We start from the raw sequence: 20,029 nt of genomic DNA, 5'->3' as shown, positions 1-20,029 counted from the left end.
ATAGGTAGTTTGTAAAAAAAAGATTGAGGTTAAATTTAATCTTTGTCAAAGTTTTAAACTTTGACAAAGATGTATTTTTTATTCCAATTCTTTTTTCAAAAACTTAGCAGTATAACTTTTTTTGTTTTGTGCAACTTCTTCAGGAGTTCCTTTGGCAACGAGTTGTCCACCGCCTTTTCCTCCTTCAGGACCAATATCGATAATATAATCAGCAAGTTTGATTACATCCATATTGTGTTCAATTATTAGAATCGTATTTCCTTTATCTACTAATTTATTGATTACGTCCATTAACACACGAATGTCTTCAAAATGCAGTCCGGTTGTTGGTTCATCCAGAATATAAAATGTATTTCCGGTATCTTTTTTAGACAATTCTCCCGCTAGTTTAATACGTTGCGCTTCACCGCCAGAAAGTGTTGTGCTTTGCTGACCAAGCGTAATATATCCTAAACCAACATCTTGAATCGTTTTGATTTTTCTGTAAATCTTCGGGATATTTTCAAAGAAAGGAACCGCTTCATCAACCGTCATATCCAAAACATCCGAAATAGATTTTCCTTTGTATCGAATTTCTAAAGTTTCTCTGTTGAAACGTTTACCTTGACACGTTTCGCATTCTACATAAACGTCTGGCAAAAAGTTCATTTCGATGGTTCTTACACCCGAACCTTCGCAGGTTTCGCAACGTCCTCCTTTTACATTAAAGCTGAAACGTCCTGCTTTGTAACCACGAATCATACTTTCAGAAGTCATCGTAAATAGATTTCTGATTTCGGTGAAAACTTCTGTATACGTTGCTGGGTTTGAACGTGGCGTTCTACCAATCGGACTTTGGTCAATATCAATTACTTTGTCTATATGCTCTAAACCTTCAATCTTTTTATAAGGTTGTGGTTTTTTCACGCCATTAAAATAATACGCATTTAAAATTGGATAAAGCGTTTCATTGATCAAAGTTGATTTTCCACTTCCTGAAACTCCCGTTACACAAGTCATTTGACCTAACGGAATTTCAATCGAAACATTTTTAAGGTTATTTCCTGTTGCTCCTGTAAGTTTCAAGAATTTGCCATTTCCTTTTCTTCTTTCTTTCGGAATGTCAAATTTCATTTTACCATTCAAATATTGAGCGGTAATAGTATCAGATGCCAAAGTTTCTTTTGGAGTTCCAATACTGATGATTTCACCTCCGTATTTTCCAGCTTTTGGCCCAATGTCAATTACATAATCAGCAGTTTCGATCATGTCTTTGTCGTGCTCAACAACAATTACTGAGTTTCCGATGTCACGCAATTGCTCCAAAGACTGAATAAGTTTCTCATTATCTCTTTGATGCAAACCAATACTTGGCTCATCCAAAATGTATAAAACGCCAACCAATTGCGAACCAATTTGAGTAGCCAAACGAATACGTTGCGCTTCACCACCAGAAAGCGATTTTGAACTTCGGCTTAAAGCCAAATAATTCAAACCGACATTCATCAAGAAGTTCAAACGGTCTTTGATCTCTTTTACGACTTCAGAAGCAATTAAAAGCTGTTTATCAGTCAAATGATTTTCTAAATCTAAAAACCAAGCTGTCAAGTCTGAAATATCCATATCACATAATTCAGTGATATTTTTTTCATTCACTCTAAAAAACAAAGCTTCTTTTTTAAGGCGTGATCCTTCGCAAACAGGACAATTAACTTCGTCCATGAAATCTTTTGCCCAACGTTTTAAAGTTGTTGAAGAACTTTCGTCATATTGATTTTTGATGAAATTCGAAATTCCTTCAAAATCAATTTTATATTCTCTCGTTACACCAAGATCTTTTGAATTGATTGAAAATTTGTCTTTTCCACCATGCAAAATCATGGTCATGGCTTCTTCAGGAATTTTTTCAATTGGATCAGTGATTTTAAATCCGAATTTTTCTCCAATGGTTTCTAATTGCTTGAAAATCCATGAAGATTTATATTCCCCAAGAGGTGCAAAACCACCCGCTTTAATCGATAATTTTGGATTCGGAATAATCTTTTTGACATTGATTTCGTGTACCGTTCCCAATCCGTTGCAATGAGGGCACGCTCCTTTCGGGGAGTTGAACGAAAACAAATTCGGTTCTGGGTTTTGGTAAGAAATCCCAGTTGTCGGACACATTAAATTCCTACTGAAATAACGTACTTCATTAGAATCTTGATCTAAAATTATCAAGACATCTTCACCATGATGCATTGCGGTATTAATGCTTTCAGATAATCTTTTTTGCGTATCAGGATTATCTTCAATTACCATTCTATCAACAACAATCTCAATATCGTGTGTTTTATAACGGTCCAGTTTCATCCCCGCAACCAAATCCTGAACTTCGCCGTTTACGCGAACTTTCAAAAATCCTTGTTTGGTAATTTGCTGGAATAATTCGGCATAATGACCTTTTCGGGCTTTAATAACAGGAGCTAGAATATTGATTCTTTTCCCATTATAATCCTGAATAATCAAATCTTTGATTTGCTCATCAGAATACGAAACCATTTTTTCGCCTGTATTATAACTGTATGCATCAGCGCCACGCGCGTATAGTAGTCTAAGGAAATCGTAAATTTCAGTAATTGTTCCAACAGTAGAACGTGGACTTTTGCTGGTTGTCTTTTGTTCAATCGCAATAACAGGAGAAAGTCCGTCGATTTTATCAACGTCTGGACGTTCTAAACCTCCAAGGAATTGTCTAGCATAGGCTGAAAAAGTCTCTACATAACGACGTTGTCCTTCGGCATAAATGGTATCAAATGCCAAAGAAGATTTTCCCGAACCTGATAAACCCGTAATAACCACCAGTTTTTCACGCGGAATAGATATGTCGATATTTTTTAGATTATGAACTCTTGCACCAAGAACTTCAATAGTATTGTCTTTGTCTAACATAATTTTGAGCAAAAACGCAAAGTTACCACTTTGATTTGTTCTTTTAGTGCTCGATAGCAAAAGTTTATGTTACAAATAGTAACAAAAAACGCTAGTATGAACTAGCGTTTTTTATTTGAGACTGTTTCTTTAAAAATGATTTAAGTTATTTTGAGCTAATATTATTTGCAGCTAATATTTTTTCAAAATCAGCTTCTTTACCGTCTTTTTTCATTTGAGCATAAATCATTTGAATTATTTTTTCGGCATCAGTTCTGTAAGCAGATTTTTCCTTAGTATAGATATTATAAGCTTTGCACATGTTATCTAAACCTTGTTCAGGGTCATTTAAATGAAAAGCATACATTTGTCCAATCCCGTAAAAAACTTCTGGATTGTTTGGTTCAATTTTAGCCAATCTCTCATATGCTTTTACTGCTTTTTTGTATTCTTTTTTATAAGAGTAAGCAACTGCAATATTTTGCAATGGCATTAATCCGTTTGGATCTATTTTAAGAGATTTTTCGTAAGCATCTATAGCTTGGTCATATTGTTCTAATCTTCTGTAGCAAATTCCCATATTGTCGTATGCAAAAGAAAAATTAGGATCAATTTTTACTGCTTTTTTATAGTATTCGATTGCGCCTTTAAAGTTTTCCTTTTTAGACTCATCAATTCCTAACTCATAGTATTTAAGGGCTTCTTCATTCTTTGAAACAGAATTGTCATTTTCTTTGTCATTTGAAGCAATTTTGGTTTTCAAAGCAGGGCAGTTGCCCATTAAGTAGCGCTCAATTTTATAATAAACTTCTTTAAATTCTTTTGAATCTTGATTGTAATTTACTGTAATGTTGATATTCTTTTTTCCATCGGAACCCTCTGTTGTTTTTGAAAGGTCTAAGTTGGCTAGTTTTTGGCCTAATTGATAAGCTCCAACTCGCACATTAATACAATCAGTAATATCTGCATTAATATCATTTTTAGGACGATTGTAAGTAGAAATAGAGTCAATGCATTTGCAGGTTTGATCGGCTAATTCTTCAAAAAGCTTTTTAGCATTAAGTTCAGCTTCTTGTGCTTTAACGTTAGTAAATCCGATAAGAAAAAGGAAAAGAATAAAAAGGTTTTTCATTTTTAGTGGTTTTGGTTTTGTTTTGGTTGTTTTTTGGTCGCAAAATGAAAACCAAATATAACATATATTCTATATGAATATAGCTACTAATTTAAAGCCACTAAAAAAAAACTTATTCAATCGTCATAGAACGCAATTTCATTCTATACGCTTCAAGAGCGATTGATTTTGAAATGATACCGTAGTATTTTTCATTTCGTAATACGGGCAAAAATGCCGATTTCGAATTTTCGAATTTCGTCATAACGATTTCCATGCTGTCATACGAAGATATGGTTGCCGCTGGAATTTTCATTACATCTTTAATTTGTGTGTATTTTACGCGATAGGAATTAAAAATAATCTCACGAATGTCATTAAAATGTACAACTCCAACTAAATCTTTTTCGTTGTTGACAACAGGAAAAACAACCTGATTTGAATGTGAAATTAAATCAACCAGCTTGGTTAGATTTTCGTCGGGATGAACGGTAAGATAATCGCATTGAATAATCGCATCAATATCTAATGTCGATAAAATATTAGAATCTTTATTGCTGGTAAATGCGTGACCTTTTTTGGCTAGATTTTTTACGTCAAGCGAATATTTTTCAAATCGTTTTGATATAGCAAAACTGATTGACGAAACAATCATCAGCGGAATCATCAGTCCGTAACCTCCTGTAATTTCGGCAATAAGGAATATCGCAGTCAATGGCGCGTGAAATAAGCCGCTCAAAATACCAGCCATTCCAACCATAGTAAAGTTGCTGATTGGCAAATTTGATAAACCTGTTAGGCTTATTAGTTTGGAGAAAAAATAACCTAAATAAGATCCTAAAAATAGAGAAGGAGCAAAATTACCTCCATTTCCGCCACTTCCCAATGTAAGCCCCGAAGCGAAGACTTTTACCATCATTGTGCATCCGACAAACAAAAGCAAAACCCATTGGCTATTTCTGAAATCTGCAAATAAGGTATTGTCTAATAATTTTCCTGGATCGCTTTCAGATAAAGTTTTGATGCTTTCATATCCCTCACCAAATAGGGTTGGGAATACGAAAATAAGCAGAGCTAAAAGCGATGAACCAATCAGAGCCTTTTTGTATGGGCCGATTTCCATTTTAGCAAAATAATGCTCCACACGCTGAAAATTACGGGCATAATATACCGCCGCAAAACCGGTTAAAACACCTAAAAAGACATAAAATGGAATATTATGATAATTGAATAGTTCCTGTTTTTTAAAAGAGAGAAGAATCGTTTCGTCTAAAACAATCGCAGAAACTAACGCACCTGTAGCAGCAGAAATCATGATAGGCGTAAAAGCAGAAATACTTACATCGACTAACAAAACTTCGATGGCAAAAAGAACTCCCGCAATTGGAGCATTAAAAGCGGCGGCAATTCCGGCGGCAACACCGCAACCAATTAATAAAGTTCGGTCTTTGTATGCTAGTTTGTAATTTTGGGCATAATTTGATCCAAAAGCGGCTCCAGTAATTACAATTGGGCTTTCTAATCCGGCAGAACCTCCTAAACCTACGGTTAAAGAGCTTGTGACAATCTGCGCATACATTTGTTTTTTCGGAATTATACTTGCTTTTTTGGCAACTGCATATAAAATCTGTGAGGTTCCTTTTTGAATCGTTCCGTTTAAAACCTTTTTAATAACAAAAACAGTCAATACAATACCAATTATGGGCAAGATACTGTTGATGAAACTCAATTTTAGAATCCCGTTGATATAAGTTGCAAATGAAAAAACACTGTGCGCAAATGTCTTTAAAACAATTACAGCAAATGCACATGAAATACCGACTAATACACTCGACAAAAAAATGAACTGCTTTGGCGTCAATAAAGATTGGGCTAAGGCAATAATGCTTTCTAATTTTCGAAAAAGTCGTTTTATCATAATTTTGCTACAAAGTTACGGGGGATTGCAAATTTAGCTCTAAACATTCAATTTTGTATTATTTTTTAATGTAAATATTTTGTGTTTAAAATCCAGCGGCCTTGTCATCGCCACGAAAATCGGCACCTCCTTCGAGCGTATTGTTAGGAAGAACCAAAATCGCATCCACTTTTCCAATTACAGGAGTTGTATTTTCACTAATCAAATATCCCTTTGCTTTTAAATTTGATAATGTTTTGTCACTAAAAGCTTTAGGTTCAAAAGTAATTAAGTCTGGCAGCCATTGATGGTGAAAACGCGGTGCATTTACAGCTTCTTGCATGCTCAAATTATACTCGTAAACATTTAAAATAGTTTGTAAAACTGATGTTATAATTGTAGAACCACCTGGTGAACCAACAACCATATAAAGTTTTCCGTTTTTTTCGACTATAGTTGGCGTCATCGAACTTAGCATTCTTTTTTGTGGTGCAATGCTGTTCGCTTCATTTCCAACTAGTCCAAACATATTTGGAGATCCCGGTTTTGCACTAAAATCGTCCATTTCATTGTTTAAGAAAAAGCCCAATTCATCACAATAATATTTTGATCCAAATCCGTCATTTATAGTGGTTGTTGCAGCAACCGCATTTCCTTGCGCATCCACGATGGAGTAGTGAGTGGTTTCGGTACTTTCACTATAAGTCACTTTTCCTTCTTTTATATCTGATGATAAAGTTGCTTTCTGAGAATCAAAATTTGACATTCTTTCTTTTAAATAGCTATCAGCCAAAAGTCCATTAATCGGAATTTTTACAAAATCAGGATCGCCTAAGAATTGGCTTCTATCAGCATAAGCTCTTCTTTCGGCTTCTACAATAACCTGAATGGATTGTTCGGAATTATGTCCCATTTTTGAAAGATAAAACGGTGCAACCATTTTCATGATTTGTGCCAAACATATTCCGCCACTGCTGGGTGGTGCCATTGAGGTTATTTTTAAATCTTTATAATCAAACTGAAGTGGTTTTCTCCATTTTGCTTCATAAAGCGCCAAATCTTTTAGTGTTACAATTCCGCCTTTTTCCTTTAAATAATCAACAAGAATTTGAGCTGTTTTGCCTTTGTAAAATTCATCTCTTCCATTTTTCAGGATTCTTTTCAAAGTATTGGCAAGGGCAGGATATTTTATGGTATCATTTTCTTTGAATGCTTTGGCCATTAGTGTATTCGGACCATTGGCTTTCACAATGGCATCATGATAGTTTTCAAGTTGTTTTTGTTGTTTTTTGGTGACAATAACACCTCTTTCAGCAAGTGCAATTACAGGTTTTAGAATTTCAGACATTGGCAATGAACCTAGTTTTTTATGCACTGCAAAAACACCAGCAATAGTTCCTGGAACGCCAATTGCCAAAGCTGTTTCCGTACTTTTTCCTTTTATTACATTCCCATCTTTATCCAGAAACATATTTTTTGAAGCAGCCAGAGGCGCTTTTTCACGATAATCCAGACTTCCTACTTCGCCATTTGCTTTTCGATATACCATAAATCCGCCTCCGCCAAGATTTCCTGCATATGGATAAGCAACGGCCAAGGCAAGCTCAGTAGCAACCATAGCATCAAATGCGTTTCCACCTTTTTTCATGATTTCGGCACCAATTTTTGATGCTTCTTCTCGAGCAGAAACAACCATAGCTTTTGAAGCTGTAAATCCTGTTGGATGAACTGCTTGCTGACTAAAACCGTAAATGGATATAAAAAAGAATAAAAACGAAATTTTTTTCATAATTGGAGTGTCGTATTAAAACGGTTTGGTTTTATAGTGAGATTAATTTTTGATGTGCATTTAAACGAAGATCTTCAAAAAACAAAGTGAATTCTTCTTCAAATTCGTTATAAAATTCTTTTAGTTCTTCGCTTGCGTATTGCATTTTGGAAACGTTTTTAGATCTGCGGTCCATTTGTGTCAGTATTTGATGGATTCCTTCGACAGTCCTATAACTTAAGAGCCAATTTCGTTCAATCATATACGGCATCAAACCTTGTGTTTTTTCAGTTAAAATGGAATAATTATCGCCTAAAGATTTATAGAATCTATTGATAAAGCTTTCCAGATTTTCATCAGAATATTTTGTCCAGTTTTTGGCTAAAAAATGATCGTAAACAATATCAACAATCACACCCGCATAATGATGGTATTTTTCGTGCAAACGCTTTGTGCTTTGCCTGAAAATATCATGCGAATCGGTATAAGTGTCTATAAAGCGATGCAAAAGAATTCCTTTTTGGACATCTTCGGGAAAAATTTCAAATTGCTTTCCACGGATTCCATCGGCCATAAAATTGCCAATTTTTATTAAATCATTATCACCTGAAAGATATATATGGGCAAGGAAATTCATTTTTTTTAAGATGCTAAGGTTCTAAGTTGCTTAGAAACTAAGTTATTTAGTAAATGTATAAAAACTTTTTTAAATCAATTTGTTATAAAATTTAAGAAATGCGAATGCACGTTATTTTAGGGTTATTTAAAAATCTTAGCAACTTAGTGCCTCAGAAGCTTAGTAACTTTTTTATATTTGTAAAAAATAACCTTAACTCGCAAAAATGACTTTAATAAAATCGATATCCGGAATTCGCGGAACAATTGGAGGGAAAGTTGGTGATAACTTGACTCCTGTTGATGCTGTGAAATTTGCATCGGCATACGGAACATTTCTAAAAAATAATACCTCAAAAGAAAAATTAACTGTTGTAATTGGCCGTGATGCTAGAATTTCTGGGCCAATGATTCATAATCTAGTAGTAAATACTTTAATTGGATTAGGAATCGATGTAATTGATCTTGGGCTTTCAACAACGCCAACTGTAGAAGTTGCTGTTCCTCTTGAAAAGGCTGATGGTGGAATAATTTTAACGGCTTCTCACAATCCAAAACAATGGAATGCCTTAAAATTATTGAATGAAAAAGGCGAATTTTTAAGTGGTGCCGATGGTGCAAAAATTCTTGAAATTGCAGAAGCAGAGGCTTTTGATTTTTCTGATGTAGATAGTTTAGGCGAAATTATTTCAAATGACGCTTATATGGATATTCACATCGATGAAGTTTTAAATCTGCCTTTAGTTGATGCTGAAGCGGTTAAAGAAGCTAAGTTTAAAGTGGTTGTTGATGGTGTGAATTCTTCAGGCGGAATTATTATTCCGAAACTTCTAAAATTAATGGGCGTTGAAGTAATAGAATTGTACTGCGAGCCAAACGGACATTTTCCTCACAATCCAGAACCTTTAAAAGAACATTTAACTGATATTTCAGAATTGGTTGTAAAAGAAAAAGCTGATTTTGGAATTGTGGTTGACCCAGATGTGGATCGTCTAGCTTTTATTAGCGAAGATGGTGAAATGTTTGGTGAAGAATATACTTTAGTTGCTTGCGCAGATTATGTTTTGAGCAAAACTCCAGGAAACACGGTTTCGAATATGTCATCTTCTCGTGCTTTGCGTGATGTTACTAAAGCGCACGGTGGAAGTTATGAGGCAAGCGCAGTAGGAGAGGTGAATGTAGTTGAATTAATGAAGAAAAATAATGCCGTTATTGGTGGAGAAGGAAACGGTGGAATTATCTACCCAGAATTGCATTATGGAAGAGATAGTTTGGTTGGAGTTGCTTTGTTTTTAACGCATTTAGCAAATAAAAAAATGCCAGTTTCTGCATTGAGAGCTTCTTATCCAGAATATTACATGAGTAAAAACAAAATTGAATTGACGCCACAAATTGATGTTGATGCAATTTTGACTCAAATGACAGAGAAGTATAAAAACGAAGATATTTCGACAATTGATGGCGTGAAAATTGATTTTGCCGAAGAATGGGTTCATTTAAGAAAATCTAACACTGAGCCAATTATTCGTATTTATACTGAATCAGCTTCGCAAGAAGCAGCTGATAAATTAGCGCTTCGAATTATTGATGAAATAAAAGTAATTGCAGGATTGTAAGCTGTCAATTTTAATACAAAAAAGCCTCTTTTGAAATTTCAAGAGAGGCTTTTTTTGGGTTAATTTTATTTAGTTTTTGATGATTTTAACTGATTTTTGAATATTTCCGTAAGAAGCATTTACGATATAAACTCCCGTAGCAAGTTTTTCGCCAATTTTAATGTCTTCATTCGTAAAGTAATCTTTAGATTCGAAACATACTTTTCCGTTCATATCAATTATTTTTAAAGTCAATGATTCTGTAGTAGTCGATTTGATATGAAGCGTAGATTGATTTTTAACTGGATTCGGGTAAATCGTAAAGAAATCTTTTTCAGCAATAGGATCGTTTACACCAAGATTCGCCAATGAAAAATTCATATAATTGAAATTCATTCCATCCGATTTGAATTTGATTTTCATATAAACTTCGCCTTTTGGCAAATAAACTCCATTTACATCTTTATTGGTAAAAGTTTGCCAGTCGCCTGTTGCAGGAAAAGTTTCATCTGTTTTTACGACAGCTTCATTTACAAGAATATCGAATTTTCCATTATTGACAGGTGCAGCTACTCTAAAGGTTATATTGTAAGTTCCAGCATCTGCAACATTTAATAGAAATTCGTTCCAGTCGCCCACTTGAATAGACGATACATGTTCTCCGCCACCAACGTCACCTGAAGCCTGTAGTCCGGTTCCTTTTCTTCGGTAATGTTTGTTTGCAGGGACTTTTCCCGGAACGTCCATTTTTTTTGTGGTATAACTTTCGTTGATATATGCCGTACCAATTGGTTTTAAAACACCACTCGTCGGGCTTAATAATTGTCCTTCTTGCATATCAGTCCAATCTTGAGGAACACGGCCTGTAAACCAAGAATATCTATAGATGTCAGGATCATTTTCAAAACTGCTCACTACATTTCGCATAAAAGTGATTTTATCAGCTTCGCTTTGAATCACTCGGTTTGCGAATTCGGTAACCCAAATCGGGCGGTTAAATGTTTTCAGATTCCCTGTAACTCCAACTACTGAACTTGCCGTGGCGTCATAAGTATGGAACGCGATATAATCAACTTTGCAATCTGGACATAAAAGGAAAAATTGATTGTGCCAAGCAACCGGATCGCTGTATCCTCCATAATTGTTTGGACCATTGTATGCAGGAGACGCACTCACAATTTCTAGGTTTTTTGCTGCAGCAATTTTTTCTACGTTTGCCCATGCATTAACAGCTTCTTGAGGCGTTAAACGAGCACCATCAGTAAAATTGGGCTCATTAAATGCAAGCAAGTATTTTGCACCTGGTTTTATATTGTCAATAAAAGTTTGTACTTCACTGTCGCTTAATTTTCCCCAAGCCATTGGCACGTATTCTATACCAATAGAGGCATAATTTGCATTTGTATCATTTTCTGGAACCCTTCCCCAATTGTACCACCATGAAATTCCCGGTTTTAGAGCCATTAAATCAGCGGTACTATTTTGTCCGTAGGCAATACCTCGTTTAGGACTTTTTTGTGCGAAAACAGATTTCGAAAAACAAATGATTAAAAAGGTAAAAAGTAATTTTTTGATCATGGATATTAATTTTGTAGTGGTTTTTGGATCGTTTTTAGTCAGCTTCAAATGTATATTGTTTGTCTAAATATGCATTTGTTTGAATCCAAGAAAAATCATTACAAAAACACATCAAAAATCTATTTCGATGCCTTAAAATCTAGTTTTTGTGTTTTGCTCAACTTTCAATAAATAAAAAAGTCCAAAAAGTATTTCTTCTTTTTGGACTTTAAAATTTTTATTGAAATTTAGGATTGAACTCGATGTTTCCATCGTTTGTGTGTCCATAAATAATATTCAGGTTTTTCAAGAATTTGTCTTTCAACCTCTTTTAAATACATTTCTGTGATTTTAAAATCAGGATAATCTTTTGGGTTGTCAGCAATCGGAACAAAAGTTGTCTCATAATAGCCTCTTCCCGTTTTCTGAACGTCTGCAAATATGACGCTCAAATTATATTTTTTTGCCAACATTTCGGCTCCTGTGTGTACGGGAACTTCAACGCCCATAAATTTCATCGAATGAAAAATACGGTCTAATTTGGGAGATTGATCACTTGCCAAACCGTACATGCTTAAAGTTCCGTTACGCTGATTTTGCGCCATTGTTGGAATTGCTTTTCTGGTTTCGATCATTTCAGTTTTATATTTCGAACGAATTTTTCGGACTAGTTTGTCAAAATATGGATTTGCTAATTTTTTGTAAACAGCAACTCCTTGAAAACCAATTTTCAGGTTGATTGTCATTAGCCATTCATAACTAGCATAGTGAGAAGTTACTAAAATTACGCTTTTTCCTCTTTTAGCATAATCCAAAACCAAATCAAGATTAGTCACCTGAAATCTTCTTTCCATTTCTTCTGGCGAAATACTCATGGTTTTGATCATTTCCAAAAACATATCACACATATGACTGTAGAATTTTTTCTCAATAACCTTTCTTTCTTGATCATTTAAATGAGGCAAAGCCAAAGCCAGGTTCTCGCGAACTACTTTTCGACGATAGCCAATAACGTGATATACCAGAAAATAGACGAAATCTGAAAACAAGTAAAATAAGCGAAATGGAAGTATAGAGATAAGCCAAAGCAATGGATAGGCTAATATATAGACAAGAAATTGCATGTAATTTTTTTTTACAAATATAAAGTAAAAATGATTAGATGCCGATATTTTGGTTTAAGGCGGAATGACTATATTTACCATTCACAATAAATATTTTTTATGAATACCATTTTAATTGGAATTATAGTTGCTAATGTTCTTATAAGCTATAAAGGTTTTAATGATTATGCCTTTTTCAGAAAATACGAATTTCATATTGGAAGTATTCGTTCAGGAGAACAAATAAGAATGCTCTCATCTGGATTTTTGCATGTTGACATTATGCATTTAGTTCTTAATATGTATACACTTTGGATTTTTGCTCCAGTGGTGACAGATAGTCTTGGAGTTATTTCTTTTGCGATGATTTATTTTGGAAGTTTGATTTTTGGAAACCTGCTTACGATGCTATTTCATAAAAATGATTATAGTTATCGTGCAGTTGGTGCATCTGGCGCTGTGACGGGAATTTTGTATTCGGCTATTTTATTATATCCAGGCATGACATTAGGAATATTCTTTGTAATTCCGATGCCGGCATATCTTTTTGGAATTTTATATTTATTGTATTCAATCTACGGAATGAAAGCCAAAAATGACAATATTGGGCATACAGCACACTTTGGAGGTGCTATAGGCGGTTATTTGATCACTTTAATAAAAATGCCGAGTTTGTTTTCGGATAATACTTTAATGGTTGTTTTATTGGCAATTCCAATTATTATACTTTTTGGAATGGCAAAATTGGGAAAATTGTAAGGTTGGCACAACTTTTGGAATGCCCTTATCAATAATTTAAAATATAACAAAAATGAAAAAACTAGTATTATTTTTAACAATCATGTTTATGACTATGTCTTACGGCCAAGAAATCAAACAAATACCTCTTATCAATGTTAACGGGGAAGGAAAAGTAAAAGTAGCACCTGATCAAGTTTGTGTTTCAGCTACGGTGGAAACAAAAGGGAATAATGCTAAGGACGTCAAAAAACAAAATGACGAAAAAATGGATGCTGTTTTAAAATTCATCAAAAAGATGAATATCCCAACAGCAGATTTCAAAACAAAACAAGTTGCCTTGAATCCTCAGTACGATTATGAGAAAAAGAAAACGAGTTATAATGCTACGCAAACTGTAGAAATCATTGTAAGAGATTTATCTAAATATGATGAGCTAATGGAAGGTTTGGTGCAACAAGGAATCAACAGAATTGATAAAGTAACTTTTGAATCTTCTAAAGAAGCACAATTGCAAATCGAAGCTAGAAAGTTAGCAATGAAAGATGCTAAAGCAAAAGCAGATGATTATGTTTCTGTATTAGGTCAAAAAGTTGGAAAAGCTTTTACAATTACAGATAATTCACAAATTTATCGTCCGCAACCGATGTATGCTGCAATGCGAATGAAAGAATCTGCAGATTCAATGGGAGCTTCAAATGAAACTTTAGCAATCGGAGAAATCGAAATTACAGCTAATGTAAGTGTAAGTTTTGTTTTAGACTAGATTTTTTTAGAATCCAATATTTAAAAATCCAAATTCCGGGAAACTGGGATTTGGATTTTTTTGTTTTGTAAATAGGTTTCATTTTATAAAATGAAACCTATTTAGCTATTCCTGTTGAGCGAGTTATTTTAATTAAAATTTACATTTACTACGGTTTTTTCATTTATTGTTACTTGTACTATAGGCTTCTTGCCAATAAATTTAAGCAACGTCATATTAAGATTTGATAATATTTCTTAAGTGTTTAAAAATCAATACAATGTGTTTTTTATTTAGAAAAAATTAATAGAAAAAATAGTATATTTGTATTGCAATTAATTTTGAACTTAAGAAATTAATATTTAGAATATTTCAAAAAAAATAAATGCTTCAGTACGGTTAGAAATATTGACTTACCTGTTTTTTGAAGTCCCAAATTATAATAGTTAAGCACTGGTGAAATAATGTTTAATCAAATCTATAATAATATGGAAGGAAAAAAGATACTTTTATTTTTATTATTCGTCACCCTCACATTTTACAATAAATAGATTTAGAGCCAAGAAGTGATTATCATTTTGGCAACTCGAATATGTATTGCAGATTTTTACAGATGTTGCAACTATCGCACTTATTTAGTTATACCTATTGATATTAACTGAATACTACCCTCACATACAATCTTAGTAACAAATAAATACAGCAAAATTTTTTATTACTTAAAAACCCTCAGCATGAAAAAATACTATATTTATGTAATAATTGCTTTTTTTCCAATTGCAGCGATTGGACAAGCAAACCCAATGAAGAAGCAGACCAATGAAGGTAATACCGTTAACTTAGATTCGATTACTCCTTTACTTCCAGTTTCAAAACAATCGCTTCTTAAAAATGTTGACGTTATCTTTAACAGTAGAATGGCTTACAATAGTTATTTTACAGATGGAAACCATGACATATCACATTTTAATGTAGATCAACTCCGATTTGAGATTAAAGGGAAAATTCATGACAAAGTGTATTTCAGATTCCGTAACAGATATACAAGAGAGCCAGTACCAGGTAATCTTGATAATATAAGCAGGGCAGTTGATTTGGCTTTTCTTAGAATTGATTTATCCCCACGTACTAATTTTACTTTGGGTAAGTTGTGCGCTGATTGGGGGGGATATGAATTCGACTTTAACCCAATTGATATTTTGACCTATAATGATGTAATTGAATATGCAGACAACTTTTTGGTTGGAGCCGGAATATCGCATACTTTGGAAAACGGTAATCACTCTTTTACTGTTCAAGTTCTGAATTCTAGAACCAAAACTTATGAAGAACAATATGGAGCAAGTGCACCGCCAAATATCAATCCTTCTGAATTTCCTTTGGCTGCAGTAGCAAACTGGAGAGGTAAGTTTTTTGATGGTAAATTTGAAACAACCTACAGTTACAGTTTTTTTAATGAAGCTCAAGGTGCGCACATGAATTATATAGCGCTGGGAAATAAATTTAAGCCAAATGATAAATTAGTTATCTACTATGATTTTCAATATCGAAATGAAGGCTTGGATCGCTTAGGTATTGTATCAAGCATTATTAGCAGTCAATATCCTTACGCGGCACAAAAAGCAATATATCTTGAAAACTGGGTTAGAGCTGAATATTTGGTGACACCAAAAATAAATTTGCTTTTAACAGTAATGAACAGTAATCACGGCTGGAAAGACAATCCAGATCCAAATGCTCCTTCAAAATTATCAACCAGTTATGGTTTGATTCCGACTGTGCAATATATGCCTTTCAAGGATATGAATTTAAAATTCTACTTGGCTTATACGGCAAGAAAATACAATTATACCAATTATGCAGAGTCTACTTTTGGTGTGCAGGACTACACGACAGGGCTTTTGGCAGCTGGTTTTATAGCTCCATTAAACGTTTTATAGCATAAAAACAAAATCTATAGTTGCAGAAAGTAACTCTTTTTGAAATTAAAAATTTAATATTGTGTTTAATTGAAGTAAATTAAGCACATCAACATTTAACCCTGTAAATAGTATAATTTACAGGGTTTATTTATTATTGAGTTTGCCTAAATGTTGATTTGTAAATTTGACCTAATATTTTTGAACGAATAGAATCAATAGGTCTTTCAGAGGTAAAACTATCTTTATTTTTAAAAGTCAAGAAGATAGTGTCGTCAATTTGTTTGTTTTCTTCTCTTTTCTCTTCATGTTTCTCTTTCTTTTTTCTTCAACTAAATGGATACGGAATTCGAAACCAAAAATTTGTGATAGATAAAAAATGCATTCTTATTTTATATCAAAATAATACAATAAATCACTAATTAATTATTTGAGAAACAGAAATTCAAAAATTCAAATTTCAAAAATCATAATTATTGCTTCCATAATTTTTTCCATCATATTTTAGAATAATGTCATTTTTTGGTTACAAAACACTTGTAAAATATGGATCCGAGACTTTAGTATACCCAAAATCGGATTTTATTGCTCCCTGTGAAAACCATTAATTAATCAAATTTGCCTTTGTAAAATCATTTTATCGATTGTGTTGTCGATGCAATGATTTTTTCAAACTAACTAATTAATTAACCAACAAATTACTAACCAAAAATGACAAATTTTATTAGGATTAAAAAAAGTCCTAGTGGTGTATCTGGATTTAATTTGAAAAAGAAAATGTTGATGCTTTGTGTATTGTTTTCTTTATCTCAAGTTCAAGGTTACGCCGTTAGTGCAAAGAATTCAACTGAGTCTCGCGATGTGGTTCCACAAAAAAGCATCAAGGGAATAGTTATTGACGAAAGCGGTATGCCGATGCCGGGAGTTTCGGTTTTAGAAAAAGGGAGTAAAAATGGTACTTCAACAGATTTTGATGGAAAGTTTACTTTAAAGGTTGATAACGACAATGCAGTTATCGTTGTGTCTTATTTAGGCTATGTCACAGCAGAGGTTGCCGTAAAAGGAGAAGCTTCAATTACTGTAAAAATGAAAAAAGCTACTACCTCATTAGAAGAAGTTGTAGTAGTGGGTTATGGTAAAATGAAGAAAAAGGACTTAACGGGAGCAATTGTTCAGGTAACACCTGATAGATTGGCAAATCAAAATCCGCAGACAGTTCAAGATGTATTAAGAGGTACGCCTGGTGTGCGAGTAGGTTACGACCCTTCTGCAAAAGGAGGAGGAAGTATCCAAATTCGAGGACAGACTTCTGTTTATACAGGAGGAAGTCATAATTCACCGCTTATCATTTTAGACGGAATGCAGTTTTATGGTGAGCTATCAGAAATCAATCCTGATGATATTCAACAGCTTGATATTTTAAAAGATGCTTCGGCAGCGTCTGTTTATGGATCGAGAGCGGCTGCAGGGGTTATTCTTATTTCTACTAAAAAAGGAAAAACGGGTAAGCCAATTGTTAGTTTTACTACAAACACAACAATTAGCAACAAGAGCGCTTATCGCGGTGTGTATTCTCCAGAAGGATACTTAAAATATCGTGAAGATTGGGAAACTGCTCAAACTTACGGTGTAAACCCTACTACTAAGCAATACGAAGCTTGGATAGCGGGAACAGTTGCTAATGGCAAACCGGGCTATTTTTCAAATCCAAATGATTTAGCAAAATGGGGTATTACCGAAGCACAATGGTTAGCGTATCAGCCAGCTTCTCAAACAGTAGGAAAAAGCAGTAAAGAAGTATGGGGAACACGTTTAGGATTGAATTTTGATCCTTCGTTAATGGCGAATTTCTTAGCGGACAAAACGCATGATTGGAGCGACAGTTCTTTTAGAACAGGGATTAATCATGACAATAATTTAAGTATTTCAGGAGCAGGCGACAAGGTTAACTATTACATGTCTTTTGGGTATTTAACTTCAGAAGGAGCTATTGTGGGTAATGATTACAAATCAGCTCGTTCTAATATGAAAGTTGATGCTAAAATTACGGATTGGCTTGACTTTGGAGCAAACGTTAATTTTCAAGATCGAACAGATGGAGATGTTACGCCGTCTTTAGGCACAAATGCTGGTGATAATAATATGATGAGAACCAGTCCATTCGGAACTTTTATAGATGCAAATGGTAATTATGAAAGACAACCAATGGGTAAAAACGTTTCTGGGCAGAATTATAATTACTACTACGAGCGTCAATTTATTGAAAAAGAGACAGGATATACAACGTTAAATGCGATTTTCAATACAAAGGTAACATTGCCTTTGGGAATTACGTATTCATTTAACATTGCTCCTCGTTATCAATTTTTCCACGATCGTTATTTCAGATCAACGCAGAATCCAAACTGGCCTGCAGCTACTACAGGAGCAAATAGAAATAGTGCTATAAGATTTGATTACAACTTGAATAATACATTAGCTTGGGATTATACAATTGCAGAAAAACATCATATCGTTGCAACTTTTGTTCAGGAAGCTGAAGAACGTCGTTATTGGTCAGATGGAATGGATGCTTATAACATTCAGCCTTCAGATGCTTTAGGTTTCCATCTTGTGAACACAGCAACAATGGCAAACAGTGCAATTAGATCTTATGACTCACATGAAACTGCAGATGCATTAATGGGAAGACTTTTCTACTCATATGATAACCGTTATATGTTGACAGCAACTGTACGTCGTGATGGATATTCGGCATTTGGAGCTTCAAACCCTTATGCAGTTTTCCCTTCTTTTGGGGTGGCTTGGACCTTTAAAAATGAAAACTGGTTTACATGGGATGCTATGAGTACTGGTAAATTACGTTTGTCTTGGGGTAAAAACGGAAACAGATCACTTGCTGATCCGTACATTTCTTTAGCAAACTTAGTAAATACTGGAACGATGGGGTATTTAGATCCATCAGGAAAAGCACTTGAGCTTAAGTATTTAGCGCTTGATCGTATGGCAAATCCTAATTTGGAATGGGAAAAAACGACATCAAATAATATTGGTCTTGACTTAGGTTTCTTGCATGATCGCATCACTGCTACTTTAGATTTTTACAAAGCATCTACTCATGATATGATTATGAGCCAATCATTACCTGGTTTCACTGGATTTTCATCAATTGCAACCAACCTTGGAGAGGTGCAAAATAAAGGTTTTGAATTGAGCATTAGCACACTGAATATTAAAAAACCAAACTTTGAATGGCGTACTTCATTAGGAGTGTCTTATAACGAAAATAAAATCATTTCATTATATGGCAACATGGTAGATATTAAAGATGCAAATGGTAATGTTATTGGGAAAAAAGAAGGTGATGATTCAGCTAATGGATGGTTTATCGGAAGACCGATTTCTCAAATTTGGGATTATAAAGTAACTGGAATTTGGCAAAAAGATGAGTGGAAAGAAGCTCAAAGATATGGACAACGCCCTGGAGATCCAAAAGTTCAAAACAGCTATACAGCAGATGATATCGATGCAGTAGATGCAGATGGTGTTGCTTACAAAAAAGCGGTTTATAATGAAAAAGATAAACAGTTTTTAGGAAATTCAAATCCTCCGGTTCAATGGTCGATGCGTAATGATTTCAAGATCTACAAAAATTGGGATTTAGGTATCAGTATGTATTCTTATGCAGGAGGAAAATCACTTAGTTCAATTTATATGAACACTTTCAATGATGCCAGTTTGTATAAATTCAACTTCAATCCATATGTAAATCCGTATTGGACACTTGACAACCCAACAAATCAATGGGCGCGTCTTGATGCTAAAGGGCCAGCAGGAACTCCAGTTGCACCAGGAAGATTATATGACCGTAGTTTTGTTCGTTTAGACAACATTTCTATAGCTTATACGCTTCCAAGAGATCTTCTAGATCGTGCACACATTAAGAATATAAAGATTTATGCTTCAGTACAAAATGCTGCAACATGGTCTGCTTCTAAAGAATGGAAATATTTTGGAGATCCAGAAACAGGAGGATTGGCTACAAGACAGTTTAATTTAGGTTTTAATTTCCAACTTTAAAATTATTCAACA

At 34.1% G+C, this 20,029-nt stretch carries 12 protein-coding genes; 5 read left to right on the top strand and 7 right to left on the bottom strand.

All coding sequences use genetic code 11. From position 1 onward, the window contains the following. Positions 1 to 78 precede the first annotated feature (78 nt). The 5 genes from uvrA to AAYQ19_RS05980 form a co-directional block, all read right to left on the bottom strand. Positions 79 to 2,910: an excinuclease ABC subunit UvrA gene (uvrA, locus tag AAYQ19_RS06000; protein WP_343534926.1), complete on the bottom strand. Its 2,832-nt coding sequence runs from the start codon at positions 2,908 to 2,910 to the stop codon at positions 79 to 81. Between the two features lie 145 nt (positions 2,911 to 3,055). After that, positions 3,056 to 4,021, bottom strand: coding sequence for a tetratricopeptide repeat protein (locus AAYQ19_RS05995; RefSeq protein ID WP_343534923.1), 966 nt, complete (start codon positions 4,019 to 4,021; stop codon positions 3,056 to 3,058). A gap of 112 nt (positions 4,022 to 4,133) precedes the next feature. Continuing rightward, entirely contained in the window at positions 4,134 to 5,918 is a 1,785-nt protein-coding gene (locus AAYQ19_RS05990; protein WP_343534921.1) for a chloride channel protein, read from the bottom strand. An 85-nt stretch (positions 5,919 to 6,003) separates the two neighbouring features. Next, on the bottom strand, positions 6,004 to 7,686 hold the full coding sequence (gene ggt, locus AAYQ19_RS05985) for a gamma-glutamyltransferase (RefSeq protein ID WP_343534919.1): 1,683 nt from the start codon (positions 7,684 to 7,686) through the stop codon (positions 6,004 to 6,006). A gap of 31 nt (positions 7,687 to 7,717) precedes the next feature. Continuing rightward, positions 7,718 to 8,302, bottom strand: coding sequence for an acyl carrier protein phosphodiesterase (locus AAYQ19_RS05980; protein WP_343534917.1), 585 nt, complete (start codon positions 8,300 to 8,302; stop codon positions 7,718 to 7,720). Between the two features lie 205 nt (positions 8,303 to 8,507). On the opposite strand from AAYQ19_RS05980, the gene glmM reads away from it, so the two are divergent. Further along, positions 8,508 to 9,896 carry a phosphoglucosamine mutase gene (gene glmM, locus AAYQ19_RS05975; RefSeq protein ID WP_343534915.1) on the top strand — a complete coding sequence of 463 codons (1,389 nt, stop codon included), beginning with the start codon at positions 8,508 to 8,510 and terminating at the stop codon, positions 9,894 to 9,896. Positions 9,897 to 9,965: 69 nt separating this feature from the next. Here the strand turns inward: glmM and AAYQ19_RS05970 are convergent, their stop codons facing one another. Both AAYQ19_RS05970 and AAYQ19_RS05965 read right to left on the bottom strand, forming a co-directional pair. Continuing rightward, the gene (locus tag AAYQ19_RS05970) at positions 9,966 to 11,453 is read right to left on the bottom strand and encodes a glycosyl hydrolase (protein ID WP_343534913.1); all 1,488 of its coding nucleotides are present in this window, start codon (positions 11,451 to 11,453) and stop codon (positions 9,966 to 9,968) included. Positions 11,454 to 11,680: 227 nt separating this feature from the next. Beyond that, positions 11,681 to 12,556, bottom strand: coding sequence for a lysophospholipid acyltransferase family protein (locus tag AAYQ19_RS05965; protein WP_343534911.1), 876 nt, complete (start codon positions 12,554 to 12,556; stop codon positions 11,681 to 11,683). 99 nt (positions 12,557 to 12,655) lie between these two features. Here AAYQ19_RS05965 and AAYQ19_RS05960 point away from each other — a divergent pair, with 99 nt between their 5' ends. The 4 genes from AAYQ19_RS05960 to AAYQ19_RS05945 all read left to right on the top strand — a co-directional run bounded on the left by AAYQ19_RS05960 (position 12,656) and on the right by AAYQ19_RS05945 (position 20,017). Further along, positions 12,656 to 13,294 (top strand): rhomboid family intramembrane serine protease, encoded by a 639-nt coding sequence (locus tag AAYQ19_RS05960; RefSeq protein ID WP_343534909.1) that lies wholly within the window; start codon positions 12,656 to 12,658, stop codon positions 13,292 to 13,294. 52 nt (positions 13,295 to 13,346) lie between these two features. Beyond that, positions 13,347 to 14,039, top strand: coding sequence for an SIMPL domain-containing protein (locus tag AAYQ19_RS05955; RefSeq protein WP_343534907.1), 693 nt, complete (start codon positions 13,347 to 13,349; stop codon positions 14,037 to 14,039). 713 nt (positions 14,040 to 14,752) lie between these two features. After that, on the top strand, positions 14,753 to 15,958 hold the full coding sequence (locus AAYQ19_RS05950) for a porin (protein WP_343534905.1): 1,206 nt from the start codon (positions 14,753 to 14,755) through the stop codon (positions 15,956 to 15,958). A 690-nt stretch (positions 15,959 to 16,648) separates the two neighbouring features. Continuing rightward, positions 16,649 to 20,017, top strand: coding sequence for a SusC/RagA family TonB-linked outer membrane protein (locus AAYQ19_RS05945; RefSeq protein ID WP_343534903.1), 3,369 nt, complete (start codon positions 16,649 to 16,651; stop codon positions 20,015 to 20,017). Positions 20,018 to 20,029 lie beyond the last annotated feature (12 nt).

The organism is Flavobacterium mesophilum, from assembly GCF_039581405.1.
In the GTDB taxonomy this organism is placed as follows: Bacteria; Bacteroidota; Bacteroidia; order Flavobacteriales; family Flavobacteriaceae; genus Flavobacterium.
The sequence above is the reverse complement of the archived record's forward strand: the minus strand, read 5'-3'. Positions and strand labels throughout refer to the sequence as shown.

Excerpts from the sequence above, each read along its gene's own strand:
- AAYQ19_RS05995 (WP_343534923.1), bottom strand. The coding sequence starts at position 4,021 with ATGAAAAACCTTTTTATTCTTTTCCTTTTTCTTATCGGATTTACTAAC.
- AAYQ19_RS05955 (WP_343534907.1), top strand. The coding sequence starts at position 13,347 with ATGAAAAAACTAGTATTATTTTTAACAATCATGTTTATGACTATGTCT.
- uvrA (WP_343534926.1), bottom strand. The coding sequence starts at position 2,910 with ATGTTAGACAAAGACAATACTATTGAAGTTCTTGGTGCAAGAGTTCAT.
- AAYQ19_RS05945 (WP_343534903.1), top strand. The coding sequence starts at position 16,649 with ATGACAAATTTTATTAGGATTAAAAAAAGTCCTAGTGGTGTATCTGGA.
- glmM (WP_343534915.1), top strand. The coding sequence starts at position 8,508 with ATGACTTTAATAAAATCGATATCCGGAATTCGCGGAACAATTGGAGGG.
- AAYQ19_RS05970 (WP_343534913.1), bottom strand. The coding sequence starts at position 11,453 with ATGATCAAAAAATTACTTTTTACCTTTTTAATCATTTGTTTTTCGAAA.
- AAYQ19_RS05990 (WP_343534921.1), bottom strand. The coding sequence starts at position 5,918 with ATGATAAAACGACTTTTTCGAAAATTAGAAAGCATTATTGCCTTAGCC.
- AAYQ19_RS05950 (WP_343534905.1), top strand. The coding sequence starts at position 14,753 with ATGAAAAAATACTATATTTATGTAATAATTGCTTTTTTTCCAATTGCA.
- AAYQ19_RS05965 (WP_343534911.1), bottom strand. The coding sequence starts at position 12,556 with ATGCAATTTCTTGTCTATATATTAGCCTATCCATTGCTTTGGCTTATC.
- ggt (WP_343534919.1), bottom strand. The coding sequence starts at position 7,686 with ATGAAAAAAATTTCGTTTTTATTCTTTTTTATATCCATTTACGGTTTT.
- AAYQ19_RS05980 (WP_343534917.1), bottom strand. The coding sequence starts at position 8,302 with ATGAATTTCCTTGCCCATATATATCTTTCAGGTGATAATGATTTAATA.
- AAYQ19_RS05960 (WP_343534909.1), top strand. The coding sequence starts at position 12,656 with ATGAATACCATTTTAATTGGAATTATAGTTGCTAATGTTCTTATAAGC.